Annotated in this window: 23 protein-coding genes; 4 read left to right on the top strand and 19 right to left on the bottom strand. The window is 43.0% G+C overall.

The features are described from left to right. The first annotated feature begins 53 nt into the window (after nt 1–53). On the top strand, nt 54–1,172 hold the full coding sequence (locus ACT3S4_RS02940; protein WP_201560656.1) for a regulatory protein RecX: 1,119 nt from the start codon (nt 54–56) through the stop codon (nt 1,170–1,172). Nucleotides 1,173–1,235: 63 nt separating this feature from the next. Here ACT3S4_RS02940 and ACT3S4_RS02945 read toward each other — a convergent pair whose 3' ends face one another. The 7 genes from ACT3S4_RS02945 to ACT3S4_RS02975 all read right to left on the bottom strand — a co-directional run bounded on the left by ACT3S4_RS02945 (nt 1,236) and on the right by ACT3S4_RS02975 (nt 8,891). Then, nucleotides 1,236–2,693: an anion permease gene (locus ACT3S4_RS02945; protein WP_444760410.1), complete on the bottom strand. Its 1,458-nt coding sequence runs from the start codon at nt 2,691–2,693 to the stop codon at nt 1,236–1,238. Between the two features lie 307 nt (nt 2,694–3,000). After that, a complete protein-coding gene (locus ACT3S4_RS02950) occupies nt 3,001–3,744 on the bottom strand; it encodes a YidB family protein (RefSeq protein WP_201560655.1) in 744 nt (247 codons plus the stop codon). A gap of 302 nt (nt 3,745–4,046) precedes the next feature. Then, the gene (locus ACT3S4_RS02955) at nt 4,047–4,490 is read right to left on the bottom strand and encodes a hypothetical protein (RefSeq protein ID WP_201560654.1); all 444 of its coding nucleotides are present in this window, start codon (nt 4,488–4,490) and stop codon (nt 4,047–4,049) included. A 92-nt stretch (nt 4,491–4,582) separates the two neighbouring features. Further along, nucleotides 4,583–4,864 carry an FAD assembly factor SdhE gene (locus ACT3S4_RS02960; RefSeq protein WP_045444191.1) on the bottom strand — a complete coding sequence of 94 codons (282 nt, stop codon included), beginning with the start codon at nt 4,862–4,864 and terminating at the stop codon, nt 4,583–4,585. Between the two features lie 29 nt (nt 4,865–4,893). Then, nucleotides 4,894–5,790: a dihydropteroate synthase gene (folP, locus tag ACT3S4_RS02965; protein ID WP_444760411.1), complete on the bottom strand. Its 897-nt coding sequence runs from the start codon at nt 5,788–5,790 to the stop codon at nt 4,894–4,896. Between the two features lie 171 nt (nt 5,791–5,961). Then, nucleotides 5,962–7,857, bottom strand: coding sequence for an ATP-dependent zinc metalloprotease FtsH (gene ftsH / locus ACT3S4_RS02970; protein WP_055124711.1), 1,896 nt, complete (start codon nt 7,855–7,857; stop codon nt 5,962–5,964). A 401-nt stretch (nt 7,858–8,258) separates the two neighbouring features. After that, nucleotides 8,259–8,891: an RlmE family RNA methyltransferase gene (locus ACT3S4_RS02975; RefSeq protein WP_444760412.1), complete on the bottom strand. Its 633-nt coding sequence runs from the start codon at nt 8,889–8,891 to the stop codon at nt 8,259–8,261. 343 nt (nt 8,892–9,234) lie between these two features. On the opposite strand from ACT3S4_RS02975, the gene ACT3S4_RS02980 reads away from it, so the two are divergent. Both ACT3S4_RS02980 and ACT3S4_RS02985 read left to right on the top strand, forming a co-directional pair. Next, nucleotides 9,235–9,546, top strand: a complete 312-nt coding sequence (locus tag ACT3S4_RS02980) for a YhbY family RNA-binding protein (RefSeq protein WP_193012510.1) — start codon at nt 9,235–9,237, stop codon at nt 9,544–9,546. Between the two features lie 225 nt (nt 9,547–9,771). Then, nucleotides 9,772–10,500: a hypothetical protein gene (locus ACT3S4_RS02985; RefSeq protein ID WP_444760413.1), complete on the top strand. Its 729-nt coding sequence runs from the start codon at nt 9,772–9,774 to the stop codon at nt 10,498–10,500. A 114-nt stretch (nt 10,501–10,614) separates the two neighbouring features. On the opposite strand, the gene ACT3S4_RS02990 is transcribed toward ACT3S4_RS02985, so the two are convergent. Next, a complete protein-coding gene (locus tag ACT3S4_RS02990; RefSeq protein ID WP_238048774.1) occupies nt 10,615–11,343 on the bottom strand; it encodes a CHAP domain-containing protein in 729 nt (242 codons plus the stop codon). Between the two features lie 263 nt (nt 11,344–11,606). On the opposite strand from ACT3S4_RS02990, the gene ACT3S4_RS02995 reads away from it, so the two are divergent. After that, on the top strand, nt 11,607–12,122 hold the full coding sequence (locus ACT3S4_RS02995) for a hypothetical protein (RefSeq protein ID WP_238048773.1): 516 nt from the start codon (nt 11,607–11,609) through the stop codon (nt 12,120–12,122). A gap of 298 nt (nt 12,123–12,420) precedes the next feature. On the opposite strand, the gene lpxC is transcribed toward ACT3S4_RS02995, so the two are convergent. The 11 genes from lpxC to ACT3S4_RS03050 form a co-directional block, all read right to left on the bottom strand. Beyond that, the gene (gene lpxC / locus ACT3S4_RS03000; protein WP_055124715.1) at nt 12,421–13,338 is read right to left on the bottom strand and encodes a UDP-3-O-acyl-N-acetylglucosamine deacetylase; all 918 of its coding nucleotides are present in this window, start codon (nt 13,336–13,338) and stop codon (nt 12,421–12,423) included. Between the two features lie 372 nt (nt 13,339–13,710). Further along, nucleotides 13,711–14,916 (bottom strand): cell division protein FtsZ, encoded by a 1,206-nt coding sequence (gene ftsZ / locus ACT3S4_RS03005; protein ID WP_045454113.1) that lies wholly within the window; start codon nt 14,914–14,916, stop codon nt 13,711–13,713. Nucleotides 14,917–15,151: 235 nt separating this feature from the next. Beyond that, nucleotides 15,152–16,444, bottom strand: a complete 1,293-nt coding sequence (gene ftsA, locus ACT3S4_RS03010) for a cell division protein FtsA (protein WP_198329470.1) — start codon at nt 16,442–16,444, stop codon at nt 15,152–15,154. 167 nt (nt 16,445–16,611) lie between these two features. Next, a complete protein-coding gene (locus ACT3S4_RS03015) occupies nt 16,612–17,406 on the bottom strand; it encodes a cell division protein FtsQ/DivIB (protein WP_060491764.1) in 795 nt (264 codons plus the stop codon). 544 nt (nt 17,407–17,950) lie between these two features. Then, nucleotides 17,951–18,958 carry a D-alanine--D-alanine ligase gene (locus tag ACT3S4_RS03020; RefSeq protein WP_444760414.1) on the bottom strand — a complete coding sequence of 336 codons (1,008 nt, stop codon included), beginning with the start codon at nt 18,956–18,958 and terminating at the stop codon, nt 17,951–17,953. 26 nt (nt 18,959–18,984) lie between these two features. Further along, nucleotides 18,985–20,424, bottom strand: a complete 1,440-nt coding sequence (murC, locus tag ACT3S4_RS03025) for a UDP-N-acetylmuramate--L-alanine ligase (RefSeq protein WP_444760415.1) — start codon at nt 20,422–20,424, stop codon at nt 18,985–18,987. Nucleotides 20,425–20,507: 83 nt separating this feature from the next. Then, entirely contained in the window at nt 20,508–21,593 is a 1,086-nt protein-coding gene (gene murG / locus ACT3S4_RS03030) for an undecaprenyldiphospho-muramoylpentapeptide beta-N-acetylglucosaminyltransferase (RefSeq protein ID WP_444760416.1), read from the bottom strand. A 338-nt stretch (nt 21,594–21,931) separates the two neighbouring features. Further along, on the bottom strand, nt 21,932–22,915 hold the full coding sequence (gene gshB, locus ACT3S4_RS03035) for a glutathione synthase (protein ID WP_444760417.1): 984 nt from the start codon (nt 22,913–22,915) through the stop codon (nt 21,932–21,934). A gap of 58 nt (nt 22,916–22,973) precedes the next feature. Further along, a complete protein-coding gene (gene pyrE, locus ACT3S4_RS03040) occupies nt 22,974–23,696 on the bottom strand; it encodes an orotate phosphoribosyltransferase (protein WP_444760418.1) in 723 nt (240 codons plus the stop codon). A 61-nt stretch (nt 23,697–23,757) separates the two neighbouring features. Further along, a complete protein-coding gene (locus ACT3S4_RS03045; RefSeq protein WP_444760419.1) occupies nt 23,758–24,756 on the bottom strand; it encodes a hypothetical protein in 999 nt (332 codons plus the stop codon). Nucleotides 24,757–24,813: 57 nt separating this feature from the next. Next, nucleotides 24,814–25,677 carry an SDR family oxidoreductase gene (locus ACT3S4_RS03050; protein WP_444760420.1) on the bottom strand — a complete coding sequence of 288 codons (864 nt, stop codon included), beginning with the start codon at nt 25,675–25,677 and terminating at the stop codon, nt 24,814–24,816. Between the last annotated feature and the right edge of the window lie 83 nt (nt 25,678–25,760).

Here is a 25,760-nt window from a genome sequence, read left to right on the forward strand (position 1 = left end):
GCAATGATTAACCGTTATCAATAATCATGACTTGTTATGAAAATTAAATTGTTATGAACATTAAAACCTTAGCTGAAATACTCGCTGAATCCGATGCCGATTCAGCGAGTAGTCCTACTATCAAATCAAAAAAACCTTCCAAATCTTCCAAACACTCTGAATCCTCCAAATTTTCTCAGCATTCCTATCAAGGCAATCCTAAAAAAACGGCTAAGACACGCAAGCATTTAACTTACTACCGTGAAAACCATTCATTATCTGACGATGCTGACTTTTCAGTAGAATCCGTTGAGGCTCAATCTTCTACCAATAAAAATCCTGCTAAAACCAAGAAACATAAAAAGCGTTTTCACCCAGCGGCTAACTTTAACCCTGAGCCTAGTGATGTGCCCGCTTATCAGCAACCAGAAGCACAAAGTATCAAAGAGATGCTGGCTGAAGTTAAAAAAAATATTCATGGTGAACCAAACGATAGCGCGGCTACTTATGATGAATTTAACAAAGAATCACAGTATACAACCGATGCTGCCATTACCAACACTTCTGCGCACAGCACAGTCGACAGTCAGATGGATAACCTACCTGCTGCTCTTAAGGCCTATTTGCGCACGCCTGAACAACGACAAGCAGAAATAGATGAGATCAAAGCCGAAAGCCGCTTGCGTTGGTTGGCGTTTTATTATTTATCACACCGTGAGTACGGCAAGGCTGAGCTTAAGCAAAAGCTTATTGATAAAGAGCAAGCCCCAGATAAAATTGATGCGCTACTCGATGAGTTTGAGGAAAAAGGCTACCAAAGTGATTATCGCACGACGCTCATGCTCATTCGTGAAAATATCCGTAAAGGTCGGGGACGTGGGCGTATCAAGCAGGAGTTTTATCGTAAAAAGATTGCCATGCCCAGTAATATCGATGAGTTAATCGATATGGCAAATGCAGAGTCAGAAGAGTTTAGGGAGTTTGTAGATGATAGTGCAGATAATCTAGTAGATGGTGTCGATTGGCTCAAACTGGCAGTCACAGCGCGCACTAAGAAGTACGGCGATGACATACCTATCGAACAAAAAGACAAAGCAAAGCAGCTACGGTTTTTGCAATATCGAGGCTTTCAGAGCGATATCTGTTTTGCCGCGCTCAATTATACATTAGACACATTAGATGAGCGCTTTTAAGCCACCCTCACTTTTTTTAAAAACGACCATCTGTACATAAGACAATATGACTTGAGCGATCTATTAATAATAGCCGAGCACTTTCCACCAAATCAAACCAGCACCGATCCAGATGACCAAATTGACCACACTCATTATTGCACCAATACTCCACCACTCTCTTAACGTCACATAGCCAGAGTTAAAAATGACTGGCGCAGTACCGGTTGCATAATGCGTAAGCGTCATCATGATGTTGCCCGCTGCGGCTAAGATCAGCGCATATAACATCGGCGGTGCGCCCAAGCTTAAACCCACCGCATAAAATGCTGCAAATAGTGCAGTAATATGAGCCGTGGTGCTAGCAAAGAAATAATGAATATATAAATACACTAGGGTCAAAATAGTCACAGCCCCTATCCAGCCAAGCCCAGTCGTGCCAATCATCGATTCGATATTGCCAGAGAACCAGCTTATCAGTCCAAGCTTATTAAGATAAGCGGCCATCATAATAAGGGCACCAAACCAAATAATGGTATCCCATGCTGACTTCTCTTTTAAAATATCGTCCCAAGTCAGCACGCCCGTTAATATTAAGGTCGTCAAACCAATAAATGCTGTGGTGGTAGCATCAACGCTATATTGCTCACCTAACATCAATGCGGGAATATTCGCCCACAATAACAGCATCAGAGCAAATACCCCGAGCATGATTTTTTCTTGGCTGCTTATTTTTCCCATTTCTGCCAAATTTTCCTTGGCAAAACCTTTTGCATCGGGCGTGATTTTAACATCAGGTGGATAAATTATATAAATGAATAACGGCATCACAAGCAAACATAGCATACCAGGTACAAACATCGCCACTGCCCAAGTGGTCCATGACAGTTGAATATCACCGCCTGTGGCTTTATTCACCAAATCTACAACCAAAGGATTGGGCGCAGTAGCCGTAATAAACATCCCAGAGGTAATAGGATTGGCATGATAGTTCACCATCGCCAAATAACGACCAATTTTATTTTGAGTGCCTTCTTCTGGCGTCGAATGAAAGCTTTGCGCGATAGACTTCATAATAGGATGAATAATACCGCCGCCACGCGCCGTATTAGAAGGCGTAATGGGTGCTATCATCAATTCAGCTGCAGTCAAAGAATAAGCCACGCCGATGGTTTTTTTACCAAAAATAGAAATAAAATAATAGGCAATACGTCGACCCAAACCCGTTTTTATCAAGCCACGCGATATCATGACTGCAATACCAATTAGCCAAATCAACGGACTTGAGTAGCTTGATAGTGCATCGCTAATAGCTTGTGCTGGGCTATCACTAGTCACACCTGTAAGTGCGACTAGGGTGACGGCAATGATAGCAATGGCACCAATGGGTAATACTTTGCCGATAATGGCGACAATAGTGGCGATGAATAACGCCAGCATGTGCCATGCTTCAGGGGTGACGCCAGTAGGCACAGGTATCACAAACCAAATGATCAAGCCGACCAAAATGGCAACCGCTGCTTGAATAGGCTTAAATGGCATGATTAACTATCCTTATAAATGCTTATACCATCACGCAGTCATATTATATAAAGGATCATCAAAGTAGCCACTGCGACAAAAGACTCAATGAATCATATGACCATCTTATAAGATTTATAGAATTATTTTTCTATTATTCACCATTTTTAACATATCTATTTAGAATAAAGAGTAAATATTCAGTAATTGAGTACCAATAGTAGGGTTAAACTAACAGCCATAAAAAAGAGCACGTTGGATAACGTACTCTTTTTTATAGTACTAACTTTGTGGCATTAACGATTACGACTTTCTTTAAAAAATAAATTTATTTTAACGCACCTAATCGACTAGATAGCTGATTGATGATTTGATCAATCTCTTCATCGGCTTCAGATTCATTATCCAAATTGCCACTTGGTGTCAGCTGATTCATTACTTCTGGCAGCAATTCAGCAAGACCTTGACGGACTTCTACGTCGTTAGCACCAGTATGTGCTGCAACCTGCTGAATCTCATTTTCATCGAATAACTGACTGATATCATTTGGATCAAGATTGTCATTGTCTTGCTGGTTACTCATCCAAGAACGCGCTTGGTTTTCATAACCCATACCTGTAATTTTAGATAATGCACCACTCAAGCCACCATTGCGTTTGATCCAGCTTAGTACCATTGGCATGAGTGCAGCGATTAGCATACCTTTACCACCGAATCCAGATTTTCTCGTTTGACTACCCATGGCTTGACCACCTAGCACACTGCCTAAAATATCGCCCAGACAACCAGCACCAGCATTGACGCCGCCACTTTGATTGCCACCAGTGAGTCCACCGCCTGTTAACCCACCGAGAATATCATCTAAGCCAAAACCGTTGTCTGGCTGACGATCATACTGGCGTGGATTGTAGCCACCAGTTTGACTACCACCGCCGAGCACGCTACCCAATATATCCCCAAGACCACCTGTACGACGTGGATCAATGCGTTGATTTACAGGATTACGCTGCGCATCTTCAGGATCCATCGCACGACGGGCCACCTGACTAACCAAATTCCCTAATAAGCTCATTCTCGATTCCTTTTTGTCATATTATTTATTATCTATAAACCGCTAAAAACTTCGCTGCTAATTTAATATATTAAGCAACAGCGTGATTTACTTGTGCGATTCACAATTCTCTTGCAATATAACAAATCTCTTTCGCTATCAAGATAGGTGTTTTGTTATGACATGTAGGCGTTCGTAAATTCATGGAAAAAACCGCTCATTGGGTGCTATAAAAAAATACTGCCTTAACTCGTATTTTCGGCGTTTATGTTAGGCATATTGAAGATTCAACTATGGCACTGATAAGCACTATTTATGAATATTCAATATAATCTAGCCAAAGCATTCAACTCTCGCCATTGTTCAGGGCTCACTTGATCTCGAAAGATGGTCACTGATAAAGAGCGCTGATAAGGCTCTACAACATTAAATTCAAAGCTTATCGCCCAGCTATATCCAGAGACAGCGATTAATTGTGCCTGCCATAGCTCATCACCGCGACCCGTACGGATCAGTAGCTGCCAATGTTGATCAACACGATGACTAAGTGGTGGTTGGCTCAGGTGCAGCAGTATGGGTCGTGATAATGTCAAATAAATAATCACCGCGGCGGTAACCATTAAAATAAGCACATATTGCCATAACAGTAAAGAAGCAAGCCACGCCAGTACAGCCATGACGGCGGTCAACCCACTATAAAGCAGCAAACGCACATAGCTGGCAGGCCGAATAGCCGTATCAATACGTAACGAATTTGCCAAGGTCATATTTTATCACCAAAAAAAACGGCAGACCATTATGTTGCTCAGGCCTATCTATGCCAGCTCTGGACAACCATTTTTTATATCTAAATCAGTCTTTAAGTCAAATCTTTGGTATGACGCCATGTCTTAATTTTATTGACTAACGCCCATATTTCTTCGTTTTCTGGACGATTTTGATTGGTGAAATAATCCAACAAATCAGGGTCTTCATGAGTCAGCATTTCTGCAAACGTCTCTTGTTCAGCAGGCTCTGCCGTTAAGTAAATTTCTTTAACATAAAGGTCAATATAAAAGTCTAACTCTTTTAATCCGCGGCGTGCTTGATAGATAATGCGGCGCTGTTCATTGGTTGGTTCTGGCTGAATCGGGGTGGTCATAAAAGTACTCTCATTATTTTAAATTGGGATTAAGGATAATTATGCGCAGATAATTGACGCCACAAGGCGACCGCTTGCTGCATCATCGCCACATTATGGGTGCGTATAATGCCAGCGCCTTGCTGTAGGGCAAAGATACCAGCTGCCGTACCTACCACATCACGATCTACCGCGTTAGTAGTAGCAACGACTTCGACGCCACTCTTGCTCAGTACTTCCGCTAAAAAACGTTTGCGCGAAATGCCAAACATCATCGGAAAACCAAGCGCTTGTAGCCTGCTAAGCTGGCTTAATAGTGCGCAATGATGCTCATAATCTTTCGCAAAACCAAAGCCTGGATCGATAATAATTTTCTCACGCTTAACACCGATTCTTGTTACTTCGTCAATACGCGATAATAGCTCAGCCCTTACGTCACTAATGACATCATCATAGTGTGCCAAATTATTCATCGTTGTTGGCTCGCCGCGCATGTGCATGAGCATGACTGGTATATCAAGCTCAGCCGCTAGTACTGCTGCACCCTCACATTTGAGTGCGCGTACATCATTCCAAATATCAGCACCAGCGTCAAAAGCCGCTTTCATAACCTCTGGATTACTGGTATCAATGGATAGCCAAATATCCTCCCCGCATTGCTGCCTAATGGCTCGAACCACTGGCACAACACGCTGCATCTCTTCAGCAGTGCCCACAGCATCCGCATTGGGGCGAGTAGACTCACCGCCAATGTCGATAATAGTCGCGCCCTCTTCTATCATTTGCTGACAATGCGCAACAGCCTTATCTACCACATTGAACTGTCCACCGTCTGAAAACGAATCGGGTGTGACATTAAGAATACCCATAATATGAGGCTGCGATAGATCTAGTGTTTTATCACGACTTGATATCTTATAGCTGGGTAAGGGCTGAAATAAGGACATAACCAAATTATCTCTCATTAAAACATTCTAATTATTGCACTGTGCTTGTTATACGCTGTGCTTATGATACCAGTAAACTCTATTCTGTACTAAACCCTTCACGAAATATGGACAACAAAAAAGCCCTTTATGATAAAGGGCTTTTTCTATTGGATATGAATCAACTGACAACTACATCGCTGGTAACGGTGGCGGTGTTGAGTTGGTTGTTTTAATATCATTTTTCGATAAGTTGACTTCATTGTGCTGATAAACTCTAGGTGGACGTGGGTCTTCACCTGCTAGGATATCTTGCAACTGATCACGGTCAATGGTTTCCCACTTCATTAGAGCATCTACCATCGCATGCATTTTTTCTTGATTGCCTTCAATCAATTCACGCGCGATATCATATTGCTCCTCTAACATACGGCGAACTTCTTCATCGACCTTTTGCTGCGTGGCTTCTGAAATCGTACGACTGCTAGAGCCAAAATAGCCTTGCGAGCTGTCCTCATCTTCATAAACCATAATACCAAGCGCATCAGACATACCGTACTTCGTCACCATGGCGCGAGCCATCTTGGTTGCACGTTCGAAGTCGTTAGAAGCACCCGTCGACATTTGATTGATAAAGACTTCTTCAGCGATACGACCGCCGAATAAGATAGCAATATCGCTCAGCATTTTTGATTTATACATACTGGTTTGGTCATGCTCTGGCAACTGCCAAGTAACCCCAAGCGCAAAACCACGCGGCATGATCGTTACTTTATGCACAGGATCGGTACCTGGTAGTAGCTCAGCGACTAAGGCGTGACCTGCTTCATGATAAGCGGTCGCACGGCGCTCCTCTTCACGGATGACCATTGATTTACGCTCAGGACCCATATATAGCTTGTCTTTTGCATCTTCAAAGTCATTCATATCAACGCTGGTCTTGTTGCGACGTGCTGCAAACAATGCCGCTTCGTTGACAAGGTTGGCCAGCTGCGCACCACTGAAACCTGGTGTACCGCGAGCCAATGCATTAGCATCCACACCGATAGTATTCGGCAGCTTTCTCAAATGCACTTTAAGAATTTGCTCACGGCCTTTGATATCTGGCAAGCCCACTTGTACCTGACGGTCAAAACGACCTGGACGCAATAGCGCTTTATCAAGCACATCCGCACGGTTGGTCGCTGCAATGACGATTACGCCTTCATTGCCTTCAAAACCATCCATTTCCACCAATAATTGGTTCAGTGTCTGCTCACGCTCATCATTACCGCCGCCCATACCAGAGCCACGATGACGACCGACTGCATCAATTTCATCAATAAAGATGATGCAAGGCGCGCTCTTTTTAGCCTGTTCGAACATATCGCGTACACGTGAGGCGCCGACACCGACAAACATCTCAACAAAATCAGAACCTGAGATTGAGAAGAACGGCACTTTAGCTTCACCAGCAATGGCTCTGGCTAACAAGGTTTTACCGGTACCTGGAGGACCTACCATTAAGATACCACGTGGAATCGTCGCACCCAGTTTGGTAAATTTATCAGGGTCGCGTAAAAACTCGACCACTTCAACCACTTCTTCTTTGGCCTCTTCACAACCAGCCACATCTTCAAAGTTCACCTTGATTTGGTCTTCAGTCAGCATTTTAGCTTTTGACTTACCAAAGCTCATAGGGCCGCCGCCTTTACCGCCAGCGCCGCCTTGCATGTTACGCATGAAGAATAAAAACAGACCAATAATCAATAGAATTGGGAAACTGGCTATCAGTAATTGCATCAAGACGCTTTGGCGTTTTGGGGCAGTCCCTTGGACTTCGACTTGGTTCTCACGCAGCAATGGCATAAGCTCATCATCTGACACAGCTGGTCTAATGGTCTCAAAAGATGAACCATTTTTCTTTTCGCCGGTGATTTGCTCGCCATCGATTTCAACGCTGGCTACTTGGTTTTCTGACACGGCGGTCACAAACTCAGAGTAGTTAAGGCTATCCGGCTCGGATGATTGATCAAAGCCGCTAAACACCAGCACCAAAACGCCGATTACCACCAGCCACAATAAGGTATTTTTTACCATGTCGCTCACTAGTTATTCCCATCCCTTACTTATTGGTGTGTTTATTAAACACGTGACGTCTATAAACGTATCGCTCATTTTTTAGTAGATATATTCATAGCCAAAATTTATGAGTCAGACTCATACAACTCAAATGCTGCATGGGGACTGTTTTCACAAGTTATAAATATCAATGACCTATATATCTATCGTAGATGAGCACATCAGGCGCTTATTGTCAGACGACTTTGCCTAAAACATATGCTTGAAACAAAGTTAATATACCATGATATGTGGTGCTAACCTGCATAATTCAAGCAGGTTTCGCTATTATTCAGTTAACGATTGTAGCGGGTTCAATACGCTCATGAGACTATGTTATGGTGACACATTGTCTCGCTTACAATGGCTATAACATAACGACGTTATGATTATTTAATCGCTATCCAAAACATCTCTTTTGACCGTGGTCGTGATGCACCTGGCTTGATACTACGGATTTTACTAAAATCCTGCTGAATCTGCTTGCGTAATTCTTGTGTGCCTTCACCTTGAAACACTTTCATAATAAGTGCGCCACCTTCTGGTAAGGTTGCAAGCGCGAAGTCCACTGCCAGCTCGCATAAATACATCATACGTGGCTGATCGATTGCGCTGTTTCCTGCCGTATTTGGTGCCATATCGGACAGCACTACATCGACCTGCCTATCACCAACCTCTGCCATGATCGCATCAAACACTTCTGCTTCGCGAAAGTCGCCTTGAATAAAGGTCACATCAGGCAATGTATCCATCGGCAGAATATCAGAGGCAATCAAAATGCCCTTTTCGCCTACTAGCTGACCTGCCACTTGAGACCAACTGCCTGGAGCACTGCCCAAATCTACAACCGTCATGCCTTTTTTAATAATATTGGTTTTTTCATTAATTTCTAATAGTTTATAGGCGGCACGGGCACGATAGCCATCTTTTTGCGCTTTTTGCACATAATGATCGTCAATATGCTCTTTCATCCAAGCGCTACTACTCTTTGACAGTTTTTTATTTTCGATACGCGTGGCCAAAATACCTGCTCCTATTGCTTTGCAAAACATTCATACATATTACTGAATTAGCTAAAAGATTTATGAAGCACTTTCGATATGGGTTAAATTCATTCGAATATGCTATCAATCAAGATTTTTCTACATTTGCAGTCTTAAACTGGCGAAATTCTATTGGTTAAAACACTGATTTATCAGACAGTAGCGTTTATAATGTGCCCAAACATTCAGTTTAACATTTTCATCACGTAAAATCGTGCAAAATCCTGCTGATCTCATGCAAGATGACCACAGATTATCTATAATGGTCATCAACTGCTCTTAATAGCACTGTCTTTTATTTTTACCAACACCTAGGAATTCTATGCAACTCGATAACGCTACCATCAAACGCCTAAGAGGCATTGGTCACGACCTCAAACCTATCGTCATGATTGGCAACAAAGGTATTACCCCAACCATTACTGAAGAGATTGATCGCGCGCTATCAGATCATGAGCTCATCAAAGTAAAGCTGCCTGCTGGCACAAAAGAAGAGCGCGATGTCATCGGTGCGGAACTTGCCAAAGCGGCTAACGCGTCTTTGGTTCATTCTATTGGTCGTATGGCATTGTTACTACGTAAAAATCCAAACGCCAACCCAAAATTGTCTAACTTAGCGCGTCATGCACAATAATATGTGATGACTAGCTGGTTTGAGTGATGTGATGGTATGGTATGCCATATCAACTCAAATCATAGCCACATGGTGACGATAAACATAAAAGCCGCGATGCATCTTGCTCGCGGCTTTTATGTTGTCTGCTCGTTTTAGATTTACTTAGCGTGTAATATTAGCTCGCTTAGTCGGTACCATTTTTCTTATGGTTACTTCTGTATTTTTATTGTTGGGTCTTAAATTATGAATCAATCATTCAATCTCTGTGTGGCCACCGAAACCATAGCAAACGATGCGCAGCAACTGGGTGTAACAGTGGATGAGTTACAGCGCATCTGTATAAATGTGAGTGCTCAGATTATTCGACAGCCATCACTCCACTTACAGCTAACCTATCAACTCACCCTGCCCAACCAAATGCTAGCAAAGCAGCTAAATTGGTCAATGTGGCAGCAATCGCAAGTAAAATTCGATGATTACTTGTGGGAAGAGACTTGCCTTGAGTGTTTTATCGCTGGTCGTCTGATAAATGATGAAAATCTAACGGATGCTCAAAAGGCAACGCCCTATATCGAGATTAATGCCAATCCAGACGGTCGTTATGCGCTATATCAATTTGCAAGCTATCGTAATCCTGCGACCTTACCGCCAACACCCTTATATGCAGCTGATGGACAGGCGCGCGCGTCTATTAATTGGATAAATAATGTAAAGCCAACATTAAGGTACGTGGAGAATCCTTTATTTAATGATCCATCAGTCGCAAATAAACCTCATCATTATGAGCGCAGCTTTAATGTACCAGTAATCCAACTACCCAATCAGCAGTACGCCATCGCAAATACTGTGATTGAGCAAATACATCCTTGCGTTATTTTATGGTTTGGTGAGATTGCTTTATATTTTGCCCCAAACCACGCCTCCCCGCCTGACTTTCACAATCGTAGCCACTGGTCGAGATTTGAGCTTTAACTCTACTTTTAACTTAAGCATTACAACTCAAAGCGCAAAAAAAACCAGCAACGCTATAAAGAGCATTACTGGATTTGGAGAAAACTTTTAACTTAGACTATATCTAACTGTCTACTATTTATCAGCCATCGCGAGGTAAATACCACGGTCTGATGCATCATCGACATATTGCGAATCACGCCATGTCGTATAGCTGTAAGTGCCACTGTATGGGCTAATGCTGTTTTGGCGGAAATCAGATACCCAATCGTTACCATCAAAGATCTGGATATGACCATGTGGACGGTTTGACGTACGATTATAGACAACGACGTCACCCACTTGTGGCTGCATATCATTACTGATCTTGGTAAAACCTGCTTGAGCAAGTGTGCCGCGAGAGGCATACTGATAAGCTGAAGGGTTAGGCGTAAATTCGTAACCTGCTGATTGTAGCGCTTTACGTACATAGCGAGCACAGTAGCCAGAGCTTCTAGACAGTGCTACTCGCGATGCACTTGCCGCTGCGATAGCAGGAGCAGAATTGCGATCAGGAGCGCGGCTTGATTGCTGCTGACGCTGCTCATAAGACAAACGGCTGGTAAGCGAAGCAAGCTGGTATTCTTTTTGCTTGGCATGCGCACTTAAATTATCAATGGCTTGACTGATCTCATCATTGCTATATACATGAGCACCACTGCTAGTGCTATAGATATTGCGGCTAGAACCGTAGTTCGCAGAAGCAGAGATGTTAGTGATGGTATGACTCAAGGTATTATTTGGTTGAAAGGTTGTTTCGACAGCACCACTTGTCTGTGCTATACCCATTCCCAATACTGACAAAATTAATAAAGCTTGTTTCATAAATTTACTACCTATTGTTAATACAAGACCGCTCGTCATCCGTGACAAAGCATCAATTAGTTTAGAGGAGATGACCATTACAAAAACATGATAAAATCCTTGTTAAAACAGCCCGCTATTTCTTCTGTAGTGACTAATGCTGGTATTATCTGTTAATACCATATTCCGCTTAGTTCACTGTCTCGCAAATCGTTCAGTATCAATTGCCTTTAGCATGTCAATTATGAATATCGATTTTGTCACCTATTAGATGAGTCATCACGATGTCAAAAAAACAGCCAAATCGGCTTGCCCAACTTATCGACCATCAAGCTTTTGCTGGTAGCGCACTACCCCGAACGCTTGCTGACAATATGCGGCTATACATAGAAGCGACCAACGAGGTAAAAGAGCTATTGGTAGATTGTCTACCTGAAGAAATTCTTAATACCTGTTGGGTCGTAGGCCTCACCTACGAGCAATTAATACTCAGTGTGGGCTCAATGACTGCTGCCAATCATATTCGCTATTTGCAGAGCGCTTATTTGCAAGTCTTAACAGAGCAGTCAATTACATTTAAACAACTCAAGCAAATTCGCGTCGTCGTAGCTAAAAATTCAGCTGATAATCATTCATCTAAACAACTATCAGCAGTATCAGCAACTTTGTCAAAATCTAGTAAAGCCAATGAAAATCAGGCTCTTAGCCAAAACACAAAGCGGACTATATCACAGGCCGCAGAGCATGTCACCACTGATGAAAATCTCAAAAAAGCACTTTTACGTCTGGCAAATCATTGAAATTATTAATGTTACTATGTAAAGTTGTGTAAACAAAACCGTAAAAATCAGCTGATAACGCTGCGATTTTGTAATGGTGCAAACAAAAAAAATCACCTGCTAGCTCCGTTCACATTATGAACGTCACCAACAGATGATTGAAAAACTATCCACAGCTTCGATATTCTCTACTCTAGAGCAGAATTGTTAAAATAATCTAAACAATACATTCAAAAAAACGAATATTATTAGAATGTAATTACAGCCGGATTATGTAATATTGCGTAAATGTTTCGATACTTCGTGTATATTCCTGTATTCATCCTTCAACAGTCAAACCTTCGAGAGGTAAATACTGAATTGGGCATGTTACATTGTCATCAAAAGTTACAATTTCAAAATTATTATGGTCAGATAGTATCTCACGTACCAATAAATTGTTTAACGCGTGACCAGATTTATAAGCATTAAATCGACCCAAAATCGGATAGCCAATCAAATATAAATCACCTAAAGCATCCAAAATTTTATGGCGAACGAACTCATCATTAAAACGCAGACCTTCTTCGTTAAGAATATTTGCCTCATCAATAACAATAGCATTATCCATACTGCCTCCTAACGCCAAATTATTCTGACGTAAGGCTTCTATATCTCGTAAAAATCCAAAAGTACGGGCTGAACTCAATTGCTCAATGAAGTTTTGCGTCGAAAACTGCAACTGGGCATGCTGAAAATCTTTGTCGATAGCAGGATGATCAAAATCAATCTCAAAATTTAGCTCAAACCCTTCATAAGGACGCAGTTCTGCCCATTTATCGTCTACTTTTACTCTTACAGGTCTGACGATTTTTATAAACTTCTTTAAAGCATCTTGTTCACAGAATCCTGCGTCAAGCAGCAACGCTACAAAAGGAGCGGCACTACCATCCATAATCGGTATCTCTGAGGCCGATACACGAATTAAAAGGTTATCCACGCCAAGTCCTGCAATGGCACTAAGCAAATGCTCGACCGTCCCCACACGTGTGCCACCAAACACTAGGTTTGACGACATCATAGTGTCTTGTACTAAAAAAGCACTGGCTGGAATCGGCTGACTGCCTTCGATATCAGAACGCTCGAAAACAATACCTGTATCAATAGGTTGCGGATGAAACTCTAAGTCAACAGGCTGACCACTATGGAGACCAATACCTGTAACAGCAATAGCAGTTTTTATGGTTCTTTGGTTCATGGCTGTCTTCTCACATATTTTGTTACAATTGCCATAGTGTATCATTACCCGCCCCTAGTTCGCCATAGTTAAAACTCGCTAATTTCCTTATCTCCTTGATTGATAACACTTATCGTCAATAAATTTTGATGGTTCTCATGTCTTATTGATCACATTGCCTCTGTTAAAACAGGGAAATAACAGCTAAATGTTACAATCATAAATTGTTTTATCAGCCTATTTATTAGTGATTATTTTCGCATTGAGAGGCGATTCTTATAAATAGAGCGCTCTCATAGCTGAATCTGTTTGCTAATATATGGACATTTTCTATAGGCACAAAAAAGCCAGCAACTTAGTACTGGCTTTTTTTATCCCAAACATCTGAAAATATTATTTATTTTGTTGACGTTTTAGATAGTCTTGAATGCTATTGGTTTTGGTTTTCGCCTGCTCTTGAGGCGCGCTTGAGCGAGTAGCACTAGCCGTTTCTTGATACATCTGAGCTTGCGATTGCTTCTGGCTGTTTAAAGCACTGGTATGCACGTTAGGGTCAACAGGCTGAGTGCTATTGACAGAAGGAACTGGTGCCTCGACTACTTCTGGCTCTTGTCCAGCGTTTTCATCTAAAGTCAGACCCGTTGCAATAACAGTGACATGTAAGTCATCACCCATTTTTTCATCAATCACTGAACCATAGAAAATATGTGCATCGTCAATATCTGTAATTTCTTCGACAATAACACTGATTTTGCTCATCTCATCTAATGAGAGTGATTCAGAAGAAATCACGTTAACCAATAGACCTTTTGCATTTTCTAAACGCAAGTCATCAAGTAATGGTGATCTGATGGCTTTCTCAGTTGCTTGACGCGCACGATCATCGCCGCTAGCACGGCCGATACCCATCATTGCATGACCTTTGGCAGTCATAGCAGTGCGGATATCGTTAAAGTCGATATTGATCATACCTTCACTAGCGATAGTTTCGGCAATACCTTGAACCGCATGTAATAACACATCGTCCGCTTTCTTAAAGGCATCTTGCATAGAGATATTGCCATAGACACTCATCAACTTATCATTCGGAATCGTAATGATAGAATCAACAAAATTAGTCAATTGCTCAATACCAGCTTTAGCAGCCTTGATACGTTTGCCACCTTCAAACTTAAATGGCGTCGTAACAACCGCTACCGTCAACACTTCCATTTCTTTAGCAATACGAGCAACCACAGGCGCTGCACCCGTACCTGTACCACCGCCCATACCAGCAGTAATGAACACCATGTCTGAATGTTCGAGTAATGCACGGATGGCTTCTTCTTCGCTTTCTGCTGCTTCACGCCCAACTTCTGGGTTCGCTCCTGCGCCCAAACCGCGATTCGTTTTTGCGCCAAGTTGCAATTTATGCGGTGCAGTTAAACGATCAAGCGCTTGTTTATCCGTATTAGCACAGACGAACGTTACACCTCTAATCCCTTGTTGTACCATATGTTCAACCGCATTACCGCCACCACCACCAACACCGAATACAGTGAAGCTTGCTTGGCCGTTATTTTGAGGCTGGTTATCATCTGGCATGGTGTATTTTGACATAAAAAGGTTTCTCCAGTTGCAGATAGCGTGATGGTCGATACTTGGTAACACACTTATATGGCGCGCTATCGACTTACTATATATAATTGTATTTAAATAAAACAGGGCAATGGCTTAGATAATTGTGCTAGCCAAAATATGCCATTATGGTACAGGGTGTTACTTTTCGTATTCTTGCCTATTATATAGCTGCATACTCTTATGCTGCTTAATATAAGTATGTTTTGCCAACAGATTATAATATCTTTTTGAGTACACTAGCAAAACGCTGCCCTGCACTTTGAAAAACACCAGTGACTCGATTTTTTTGAATCGCTTCAGGCTCGCTTTTTTCACTACGGCGAAACTGCTCGCTTTGACTATATAATAGTGTACCAAATGCCGTTTGATAAGCACGATCATTTACTTGACTGTTTAGCTGCTTAAATGACTCATCATTATCAAAATGATTATGAGCACTAATAGCAGGATGAGTGTTGGTTAATACTACGGGCATTTTGAGCAATTTTTTGGTAAAGGGTATCATACCTTTAATCGCCGTACCGCCACCTGTGAGTACGATACCTTTGTCGATATAGCCGATGAGATCAGCCTCATGCAATTGACGAGCAACTTCCGTAAATATCTGCACATAGCGCGCTTCAATAATGCGGGCTAGATTATAGATACCAATATTAATCTCGTCACCTGTTCCTTGTGGTTTAAAGATAAAGAATGAGCTAGGATCGACACTATTGACATCGACAGTACCATGAGTTTTTTTCAGCTTTTCAGCCTCAATCATGGAGATACCAAAATCAGCTGAGATATCCATCGTCACTTCGTGGCTGCCTGTCGCGATACAATGGGTAAATATGAGCTTGTTTTCTTTATAAACGCAAATACTGGTCGTACTAGCACCAATATCTACCAAACAAACCCCTTGCTGGCGCTCGTCACTCATCAAACTGTATTCAGCACTAGTCACTGCATCAAATACAATGTGGTCAATACCAACATCACAGCTTTGCAATAATTTTTGGATATTCTGACGACTAGCAACGGGCATCATCATCATGTGGTACATCACAGTAATATTATGCGCCATCATTTCGATCGCATCATCCACCATGAAATCTTGATCATCGACATAAATACCTTGCTGACAGCAATGCATTAAATAATAGTCTGATGATAGATCGCGTGACTTGGCATTAGACAACGCCTGCACCATATCTTTGGCACGTACCGCCTCATCTTCTACACGTACCTCGCCTGCACTATTTTTGCTTGATAATTCCGGTGTCGCTAAGGTCAACCACACACTATGCACGCGGCAATTGGCAGTATCTTCTGCTTCTTGAATGGCTTGTTTAATAGCACCTTGTAGACGTTCACGGTGTTTTATTTGACCTTGGTAAAAATCGCTATTTTTGACTTGTCCCACGCCCAGAATACGGATGTCTTTTGCAGAGACAACGTTACCAATAACGACATAGACTGCCGTGGCACTTAGATGGACAACAACCAGATTTTCAGTATTTTTCATGGTACCAGACAAATTATCGCTAAACAGGAGACCAAATGACGTCTCCATTAGATCATTAAAAAAGGCGTTATCAACACGCTATGATATTGTATATTCTGTGCTACAAACTATCAAAATAGCTCAAACTAAAATGCTAACCAGTTTTTGCTTGTGCTATCTATCTATCGTTATTCTGCTTCATCGATTTTTGGCTGTGCCATATCCCAAGCAATGGTAAAACCATTTTTATAGCGCAAATCTACAGACTGTATTTCGCCTCGACGCTCACTTAACTGATTGCCGAGCAGCTGACTCAAACTCAGCAGCTTTTGCGCAGTATTCTCATTATCAACAATCACACGCAGTCCATTGTCAAAACGAATCAGCCAAGTCATTCTTGGTGACAGGATAATATCTTCGACTTGCATACCAAGTGGCGCATACCAGTCGTTAACTTGCTGCATCTGCTGCATGATAACTGGGGCTTGCGTTATCTCACCTTGTAAGGTGGCGAAGCGTTCTTGCGTCAGATCTTTACTATCAGCAGGGACAAAAACCGCACCTTTTGCATCCACCAAACGCTCTGTACCAAAATTAGCAACCGCTTGCTTAGGTAATGCAGTAACGACTATGCCCCGTTGCCAATCACGAGAAATACTGACCTGATCAACCCAAGCCATACCCGTCGTAATATCTCTTAACGCTTGCAAATCAGAGGTAAAAAAGCTGCTTACCTTTTGTTGATTCATAACCTGTTGCAATGCGCGATACTGGGTAACTGTCAAACCCTGATTATTCACATGGATAGAAGCTGGCGGTGCATCACGCAACGCTTTTCCACCCATTATCAATATCAGTACGAGCAACCCTAGTACCAATACCATAAAAAAATATTTGAGCGAAGTCGGTACTTGGAACTTAGAGTTTGGGCGACGGGTTTTATCACTCATCAAGTCAGTTACCTCGTTGACAGTTTGAGCCATAACGACCTTTGTCCCTATATTTGCATAAAACTGATCATGCTATTTATAAATGTAACTCTGCATATTTTTGCAGAAGCCTATTAAGTTGACATATTATCAAAATATTTTACTAAAACGATTTATAGGATGACATTATGCTCATTTAAACGTAACATTTTTCTTAATTTATGAATAACTTATGGGCTAAATTCATAGAAAACAGAAATATCACTAAAACAGACCTATAATTACAATATTAACGTATTTTATAGTTAAACAATAGCTTAACCCCTACTAGTGACAACGAATTTACACAAGTTTACATGACGCTGTGGTATAGCAGCTCTAGTGATACATTAACCCGTTCTCGTCTAGTAGTATTCTCAGCCTATAAGAAGAATTTAACTCTGATCATTCATAAGTTTTATCACTGGTTTATTAAGACAGCCTACTAATGACAACTGTCTTAATAAATATTAATAGCATTATGAACAATGTTAAAGAATGAACAATGTTAAAAAGTATCGTTGCTAAATAACTGTTTAAGCAATGACTGCTACACTAATCACTCTAATGTCTGCGCTAAAATATGCCAGCACAATGCATCAAAGTCCATGCCTCGAGCCTTGGCTGCCATCGGAACCAAGCTATGGCTGGTCATGCCTGGCACTGTATTGATTTCAAGCAACCAGAAGTTGCCTGCTTCATCTTGCATAGCATCGATGCGTCCCCAGCCTTTGGCATCAACGGCACGGAACGCTGCAAGGCTCAGATCTTGTAAATGCTTTTCTTCAGCAGCGCTCAGACCACAGGGGATATAGTAACTGGTATCATTACGATTATACTTGGCTTCAAAATCGTAGAAGTTGGTAATATCAGCAGGTTCAAGACGAATGACTGGATAGGCTTCATCGTCGATAATGACGATTGTGAACTCGCGACCGGTAATCCAGCGCTCAGCCATGACCGCATCACCGCACTGTACCGCCGTTGCATAAGCCGCTGGCAACTCGTCCAGATTGTTGACCTTAGTCATACCAATACTGGAGCCTTCATGAACGGGCTTAATAATAAGTGGTAGACCTAGCATGTTGACCACTTGCTGCCAGTCAGTCTCAGCTGTTAACAATGAAAATGGCGCGGTTGCTAACCCACAACCCTGCCACAATTGCTTGGTACGAACCTTATCCATACCCAGCGCTGATGCCAGAATGCCTGAACCCGTCTGCGGAATATCAAACCATTGCAGCACACCTTGCAACAAACCATCCTCGCCGCCGCGACCATGCAACACATTGAACACGCGGTCATACTGGCGTAGCTCTGTGATGTCTTGATGCTTAGGGTCGAAATGAGTGGCATCAACACCTTGGTTTTGTAGCGCCTGCAATACGGCAGCACCACTGTCTAATGACACGCTGCGTTCATTGCTACTGCCGCCGTAGACAACCGCCACTTTACCAAATTGTCTGGCATCTTTTGCATCACTGGTCGTCGTGTTTAGAGTGGCATCATTGCTCTCTAAATTATCTGAATTTTGAGTGCTGGTATTTTCTTTAGTATCAGTCGTCATGAAGATCGTTCCTAGAATTTTTTAGCTTACTTAATGTAAAGGTTATTGGCAGCCAAGTCGACAGCGATCTGCCCTACATTACCTGCACCTTGAGTAATGAGCATGTCATTGGCTTTTAATAAACGCTGCATGACAGGAGCTAAATTGTCCTTGTCAATAATCGTCGGTTCAACTTCACCGCGCAACCGAATACTGCGTGCCAATGACTTGGTATCAGCGCCAGTAATTGGGCTTTCACCTGCTGAATATACGTCTAATAATAATAATTCATCAACGCTGGAGAGTACTTCAACAAAATCATCAAAGCAATCACGGGTACGACTATAACGATGCGGTTGAAACATCATTACCAAACGACGTTCAGGGAAACTTTGACGCGCCGCTTTAATGGTGGCATCGACTTCTTTTGGGTGATGGCCATAATCGTCAATCAATAAAACATTACCCTCATCAAGGCTGACAGAAGCATGCTGCTCAAAACGGCGACCAACGCCTTCAAATTTTTGCAGAGCGCGTTTGATCGCTTCGTCATCGACCCCTTCATCGGTCGCCATGGTGATAGCGGCAAGCGCATTGTAAACGTTGTGAGTACCAGGAATGTTGAGGGTCAAACGTAAAGGTTCACGGTCACGGCGCAATACCGTGAAGTGAGTTTTCGTGCCTTCCGTAACCAAGTCGATGGCTTGAACGTCGTTAAAAGGCTCAAGTCCAAAGGTCAGTACGGGACGACCAATATCATCAATCATGGCATACAATTCTGGATCATCACCGCAGACCACCGCCAAACCGTAGAATGGCATGTTTTGTAAAAACTGAATATAAGCGGCTTTTAATTTATCAAAACTATTCTCATACGTTTCCATATGGTCTTGATCGATATTGGTGACAATCGCGGCCATCGGATGTAACGATAAAAACGACGCATCAGACTCATCGGCTTCTGCCACCAAGAAACGACTGCTACCCAGCGCAGCATTTTTACCAGATGCATTCAGCTTACCGCCGATCACGTAGGTAGGATCGAGTTGCCCTTCTGCCATCATGGTAGTCAACAAACTGGTCGTAGTAGTTTTGCCATGAGCGCCAGCAACAGCGATACCGTGACGATAACGCATCAACTCGCCCAGCATATCGGCACGGCGTACCACTGGCAAACGCGCTTCTAATGCCGCCTTAACTTCAGGGTTGCTGCGATCAATTGCTGACGATACAACGATGACATCAGCATTGGCAATATTTTTGGAGTCATGACCGATCGCAATATCAATACCAATCTGTGCCAAACGTTTGGTCACTAAGCTCTCAGCAATATCAGAACCACTAACCTCATATCCTTGATTGTTCATCACCTCCGCGATACCGCACATCCCCGAGCCACCAATACCGACAAAATGCAAATGCTGAATACGACGCATTTCTGGTATTTCAATCAAACGCTTAGGTAAAGCTTTCGCAGGGTTAGACATAGGGCTTCTCTTTATTAAAGGCTAATAAAATTTAGTGTATCAAAATAATTGGTAATAAAAACAGTCAGCTATAAGAATGTGGGCTACAGCGTTTGCCAGATAATATCAGCAACTTGCTTGCTCGCACTTCGATTGGCAAGGGCATGGCCTTTTTTGGCCATCGCTAGGCACTTCTCTCGATTAAGGGCAGCAAGCTCATTGCTCAAACGCTGCGCTGTCAACTCAGACTGCGGTAACAAAATCGCCGCATCGTGTGAGGTTAAAGTACGGGCATTAGCAGTCTGATGGTCATCTACCGCATGCGGCAGCGGTACAAAAATTGCGGCAATACCAACGTTCTGGATTTCCGTAACCGTCAATGCGCCTGCTCGGCAAACAATAATATCTGCCCAATTATAAGCGGCGGCCATATCGTCGATAAAAGGCTGTACCACAAACTTGTGCATATTCAAATCTTGCTCATCGTAAGCCGCTTGTGTGGCAGCCTCATTGTTACGCCCGCATTGGTGACGCACTTCAAAAGGCTGATTAAGCAATGCCAGCGCTTTTGGCACAGTGTCGTTTAAGGCTTGTGCACCAAGTGAGCCACCCACCACCAACAATTTGAGCGGTGAGTTGTCATTAACATCATAACGCACCGTCGGTTCAGAGACACCAGTAATGGCATTACGTACTGGGTTACCAACCGTTTCAAGCTTAGCATCCTGTGCACTATTGGCAAAGGTATCCTCAAATGCTTGCAGCACCTTGGTTGCAATCTTGGATAGGTAGCGATTACTCATGCCTGCAATGGCATTTTGTTCATGGATAATCAGAGGCGTATTGGTCAGACGTGCGGCGATGCCGCCAGGCGCTGTCACATAACCACCGAAACCGACAACTATGTCAATTTGATTACTACGAATCACCTTTATAACTGCCATCGTCGCTGATAATAAAGTCACTGGCAACTTCAATAAACGCCCGATTCCTTTACCGCGTAAACCCTGCATCTCAATCGCATGAAAAGGATAACCAGTCGGTGCAACTAAGCCATTTTCCATACCATTTGGCGTTCCTAGCCAATGAATAACCGCACCACGCTGAGTCAATTCCTCAGCCACTGCCAGTGCTGGGAACACATGCCCGCCAGTACCCGCGGCCATCATTAATATATGCGGTGCTTTCATGAACGCCTGCCTATCTTTTCTTTATTTATATGAAGGACTTATTATCCTATGATCATCTTAGTCATCAGCCAATAATGACCCTATAAAATCTCGCATAGTATAGTGTAAATCGTTGGCTGATATATAGCACTTTATGCACTGTCAATAACAAAAATCCAAGCCGCGAGCAATCACGACTTGGCTTTTATAAATACTATCGAAAAATCATAAAAGCATCGTTTATAAATGACGTTTTATCGCCTTTTTATGCGCTATGAAAAGATGCTGTTTATCAATCTATCTTAGCACACTGTTTTTTAAGTATTGTGCGCATAGCTTAGTGATAAATCACTCTATCCTTACAGTGTTGCGCAAACTGCTACTTTATTCTCAATGGCGATGATAAAATCGGTCGCAATATCTGTACCGCATTGATCATCAATCTCACGTACACACGTTGGGCTGGTGACATTAATCTCGGTAATACGACCGCCGATTAAGTCGAGCCCGACGAACATTAGACCTTTTTCTTTAACAATCGGGGCGACTACTTGGGCCACTTGACGTTCGACATCGGTGAGCGGCATCGCAACACCGCTACCACCCGCCGCAAGATTACCACGGGTTTCGCCTTTGGTGGGAATACGTGCCAAGCTATAATCGACCACTTCACCATCAACGATCAACACGCGCTTATCACCTTCCTTAATCTCTGGTAAATAACGCTGTGCCATAATCGGCAAGGTTTCAAGCTCGGTTAAAACCTCAAGCGTGACGCCGATATTTGGACTATCAGCGGTCAAGCGGAAAATACCCGTGCCGCCCATACCATCTAATGGCTTAACAATGACGTCTTGCTGCTCAGCGATAAACTTGCGAATATGCGCCTGTTTACTGGTCACAATCGTTGGGCTCATATAATTGCTAAACCACGTGGCAAATAGCTTTTCATTACAATCACGTATCGCTTGTGGATCATTGACCACTAGCACGCCTGCCGCTTTGGCATGATCAAGCATATAAGTGGCATAAATAAAACGCATGTCAAACGGCGGATCTTTACGCATCAACACCACGTCATAGTCGCTGATTGGCGCTGTCGCTTTATCCCCTAGTGTATAAAAATCTTCAGGATCACGCTTGACGGTCACTGACTGCGTATCAACCATCAGTTGCCCACGATCCAACCACAAGTCATGAATCTGACAATAGCCAAGGCTGTGCCCACGGTCTTGTGCCGACCACATCATCGCAAGGGTCGTGTCTTTTTTATAATTAACCTGCTCGATAGGATCCATAATAACGAGTATGTTTAACGATTTTTTTTGATTTTCTTGGCTCATGATAAAGCTCACTTACGTTATATTATTAATGTAGAACAGCTTCGAACTCAGTGCCCAACTATACGCCGTACTGCGCGCGATAATGTTGCATCTTGGCAAGTTGGGTCGCGTCTTTATGCTGACCGCTTTGTACACCATGGTCATCTGCCAAATAACTGATTAAATCATCGATATCGACAAGTGCGCGCACTGGTACCTCTAATGTCGTCGCCAACTCTTGAATAGCAGAATGCTCAGCCTGACCTTTTTCTTTACGGTCAAGTGCAACGATAATACCAGCAACGCTAGCGCCTGCTTGCTCTAAAATCTCAACCACTTCGCGCATCGCCGTACCAGCGGTAATGACATCATCGAGTACCCAGACAGCTTTACCACTAACGTCAGCGCCTACTAAGTTGCCACCTTCGCCATGAGTTTTAGCTTCTTTACGATTATAGCCCCACTTGGCATTGATACCATGATGAATCCATAAGGCTTGCGCGGTTGCTGCCACAAAAGGAATACCCTTATACGCTGCCCCAAAGATTACCAGCTCCTGCTCATCTGTACCGTTATGACTAGCAGCCATTTGCTCAGCCAAGGCATCAGCATAACCACACGCGAGCAACGACAACATCTCACCCGATGCCAGCAAGCCTGCATTAAAAAAATACGGACTGATGCGACCAGACTTGAGGACAAACTCGCCAAATTTGAGAACTTGATTGTCTAAAGCCAGTTGGATAAATTGATGTGAGGAAAAAGAAGGGTGTTGCGCATTAGGCATTGAAGCATTAAGCATGGAAGCGTTCCTATTGACAAAAAGAAGAGCAAAAAATTGGCGTTATTGTACGCATTATTGATCAGCTTGACCAACCATTGATGTCGTAATCCTGCATGTTAGGATAACGAGTCAATAGGCCACTGCGCGATGAGAGATTAAAATAACACTGACCGTCATCGCTCACTTGTATCTCCCAACCTAAATGATACGCGGCAACAATAACATGTCCTGTGAAAATGCGTATTTGACGGTAGGCATGACGCTGCGATGGCTCACAAATGATTTGACTCAGCAGATAACTGCGTATGTGCTGACAGATTTGCGCGGCGCTGTAGCGGTGATTGATACTTTTGCGTGTCTCGCACTGCCTCAATGCATGGACAGCAACGCTACACGCCATAATATCAGTAGCCAAACTGCCCTCGCCTGTCTCAAATTGCTGCGGCTGCAACACCACCTGCCAATCTTCGGCATAAACACTGTTGAGCAACTCATCTGGGTTATACCGTTTGGTCAATGCACGGAAAGAAGCTTGTGTGTTTTTAGCATTACTACTAACGCTCGTATCGGTACTTACAGAAGAGAAATTCAGTATAAAACCGTAACGATGCAGTTTTGGATAAGCACGAAGCGCCTGCTGAATATCGGCCATGTCGAGCAAAGTCATACCATTTAATGATGATAATAATGGTTGCGCGCTGTGATTGTGATAAAAACTGTCTGGAAACTCGACAAGCTCTGCTGCCCGCAGTAATGACAGATGCTCGCCCAATACTTCTGAAGCAATCAGCGACCATTTTGACAAGCTGTGTTCTTTAGGCTGATAAAAACGCGCAGAGCGACCATAGAGTCGTTGCAATTGACCATTTAAGCGCCTAGCAGGCTCTGGAATATCGCTCAAGGGTCTGGCAGGATCAAGTGCCAAGCGACTCGGGTCAAAATTAGGATGTACAATCGCAGGTTGGGTACTATCTGGCAAGATAGACGAGTGCTCAGCATTGCCTTCTGAAATTGTACCGCCTGCTGCTGTAAGATCAGCACTGGGTAAATGAGTGTCAGAAGTAGAAGGCTGGGTCATGAAATCTCCATAGGCTATAAAATATAAAAACAATTTTAATTAAATCAAACTGGCATATTACTCTTGATGTTGTTCTTGATGTTGTTCTTGATGACGCAAAATATCACGGTAACCGACTTGCCAATCAGGATATGCCAACCAAGCTAATGGAATATTACTGTGCAAGCGTTTTCCCGTAACCGCTACTTTTTTATCGTCAAGAGCAGGAGGCGTTTCATTGATCTGCTGACTTAACCAAACGCCCAACTCAAAAGTCGTGACTGGCGCGTAATCAGTAGCAATATAAAGGGGCTTGGGCGCATCGATAGTCAATACGTTAGCGATGATAGCGACCAAATCGCGATCCATAATCCGATTGCTCCAATGCGCGGCTGCCACTGCTTCCTTTTGTAGCTCGCGGGCTTTACGCAGACGCATGAGACGCGCGCGGCCATAAATACCGCTTGGACGAATGATAATGGCTTTATCACCAAAGCCTTGTTGTAGGACTTGTTCTGCTTGCAATATCACCTGCGATGCTTCGCGTTTTGGCGGCACAGGTGCAGTATTGTCATCAATCCATTCGCCATTATCTTGCCCATAAACACCCGTTGATGAAATAAAGACAATGCGTGAAAGGTTGGTGAGTTTGTCCGCAAGCGTTGCCAAATGCTGGCTAATTGCTAAGTAGCTATTATGATAACCACTGGTCGAATAATCATCGGGGGTAACGATAATTGCTATCGCCGTAAAATCTTGCAGCTGCTCAGCCGTCAGAGTCAATGCATCGGCTTGCATAAATTCAGCGTTATCATCCAAAGAGTAATGATGGCGCTCACCACGAGCCAAACCTGTGACATTTAAGCCGTTCTGTGACAGCTGATTGCTGACTGGCAAACCAATATCACCTTGACCAATAATCAATAAATTTTGCGTACTCATCATTTATCCTTTATTCGAACGCCATTTCTAATGACTGCCTATACATCTTTTTAATAACCTATACATCTTTTTAGTAATAAGTG

The sequence above is a fragment of the Psychrobacter sp. AOP30-A2-5 genome (assembly GCF_052378115.1).
Taxonomy (GTDB): Bacteria; Pseudomonadota; Gammaproteobacteria; order Pseudomonadales; family Moraxellaceae; genus Psychrobacter.

Coding starts and splice junctions, on each gene's coding strand:
- gshB (WP_444760417.1), bottom strand. CDS start 22,915: ATGAGCCAAGAAAATCAAAAAAAATCGTTAAACATACTCGTTATTATG.
- murC (WP_444760415.1), bottom strand. CDS start 20,424: ATGTCTAACCCTGCGAAAGCTTTACCTAAGCGTTTGATTGAAATACCA.
- ACT3S4_RS02955 (WP_201560654.1), bottom strand. CDS start 4,490: ATGACCTTGGCAAATTCGTTACGTATTGATACGGCTATTCGGCCTGCC.
- lpxC (WP_055124715.1), bottom strand. CDS start 13,338: ATGAACCAAAGAACCATAAAAACTGCTATTGCTGTTACAGGTATTGGT.
- ACT3S4_RS02960 (WP_045444191.1), bottom strand. CDS start 4,864: ATGACCACCCCGATTCAGCCAGAACCAACCAATGAACAGCGCCGCATT.
- ftsA (WP_198329470.1), bottom strand. CDS start 16,444: ATGAAAAATACTGAAAATCTGGTTGTTGTCCATCTAAGTGCCACGGCA.
- ftsZ (WP_045454113.1), bottom strand. CDS start 14,916: ATGTCAAAATACACCATGCCAGATGATAACCAGCCTCAAAATAACGGC.
- ACT3S4_RS03045 (WP_444760419.1), bottom strand. CDS start 24,756: ATGACCCAGCCTTCTACTTCTGACACTCATTTACCCAGTGCTGATCTT.
- ACT3S4_RS03015 (WP_060491764.1), bottom strand. CDS start 17,406: ATGGCTCAAACTGTCAACGAGGTAACTGACTTGATGAGTGATAAAACC.
- ACT3S4_RS02950 (WP_201560655.1), bottom strand. CDS start 3,744: ATGAGCTTATTAGGGAATTTGGTTAGTCAGGTGGCCCGTCGTGCGATG.
- ACT3S4_RS03050 (WP_444760420.1), bottom strand. CDS start 25,677: ATGAGTACGCAAAATTTATTGATTATTGGTCAAGGTGATATTGGTTTG.
- ACT3S4_RS02945 (WP_444760410.1), bottom strand. CDS start 2,693: ATGCCATTTAAGCCTATTCAAGCAGCGGTTGCCATTTTGGTCGGCTTG.
- ACT3S4_RS02990 (WP_238048774.1), bottom strand. CDS start 11,343: ATGAAACAAGCTTTATTAATTTTGTCAGTATTGGGAATGGGTATAGCA.
- ACT3S4_RS02980 (WP_193012510.1), top strand. CDS start 9,235: ATGCAACTCGATAACGCTACCATCAAACGCCTAAGAGGCATTGGTCAC.
- ACT3S4_RS02940 (WP_201560656.1), top strand. CDS start 54: ATGAACATTAAAACCTTAGCTGAAATACTCGCTGAATCCGATGCCGAT.
- ACT3S4_RS02995 (WP_238048773.1), top strand. CDS start 11,607: ATGTCAAAAAAACAGCCAAATCGGCTTGCCCAACTTATCGACCATCAA.
- ACT3S4_RS03020 (WP_444760414.1), bottom strand. CDS start 18,958: ATGACGACTGATACTAAAGAAAATACCAGCACTCAAAATTCAGATAAT.
- folP (WP_444760411.1), bottom strand. CDS start 5,790: ATGTCCTTATTTCAGCCCTTACCCAGCTATAAGATATCAAGTCGTGAT.
- pyrE (WP_444760418.1), bottom strand. CDS start 23,696: ATGCTTAATGCTTCAATGCCTAATGCGCAACACCCTTCTTTTTCCTCA.
- ACT3S4_RS02985 (WP_444760413.1), top strand. CDS start 9,772: ATGAATCAATCATTCAATCTCTGTGTGGCCACCGAAACCATAGCAAAC.
- murG (WP_444760416.1), bottom strand. CDS start 21,593: ATGAAAGCACCGCATATATTAATGATGGCCGCGGGTACTGGCGGGCAT.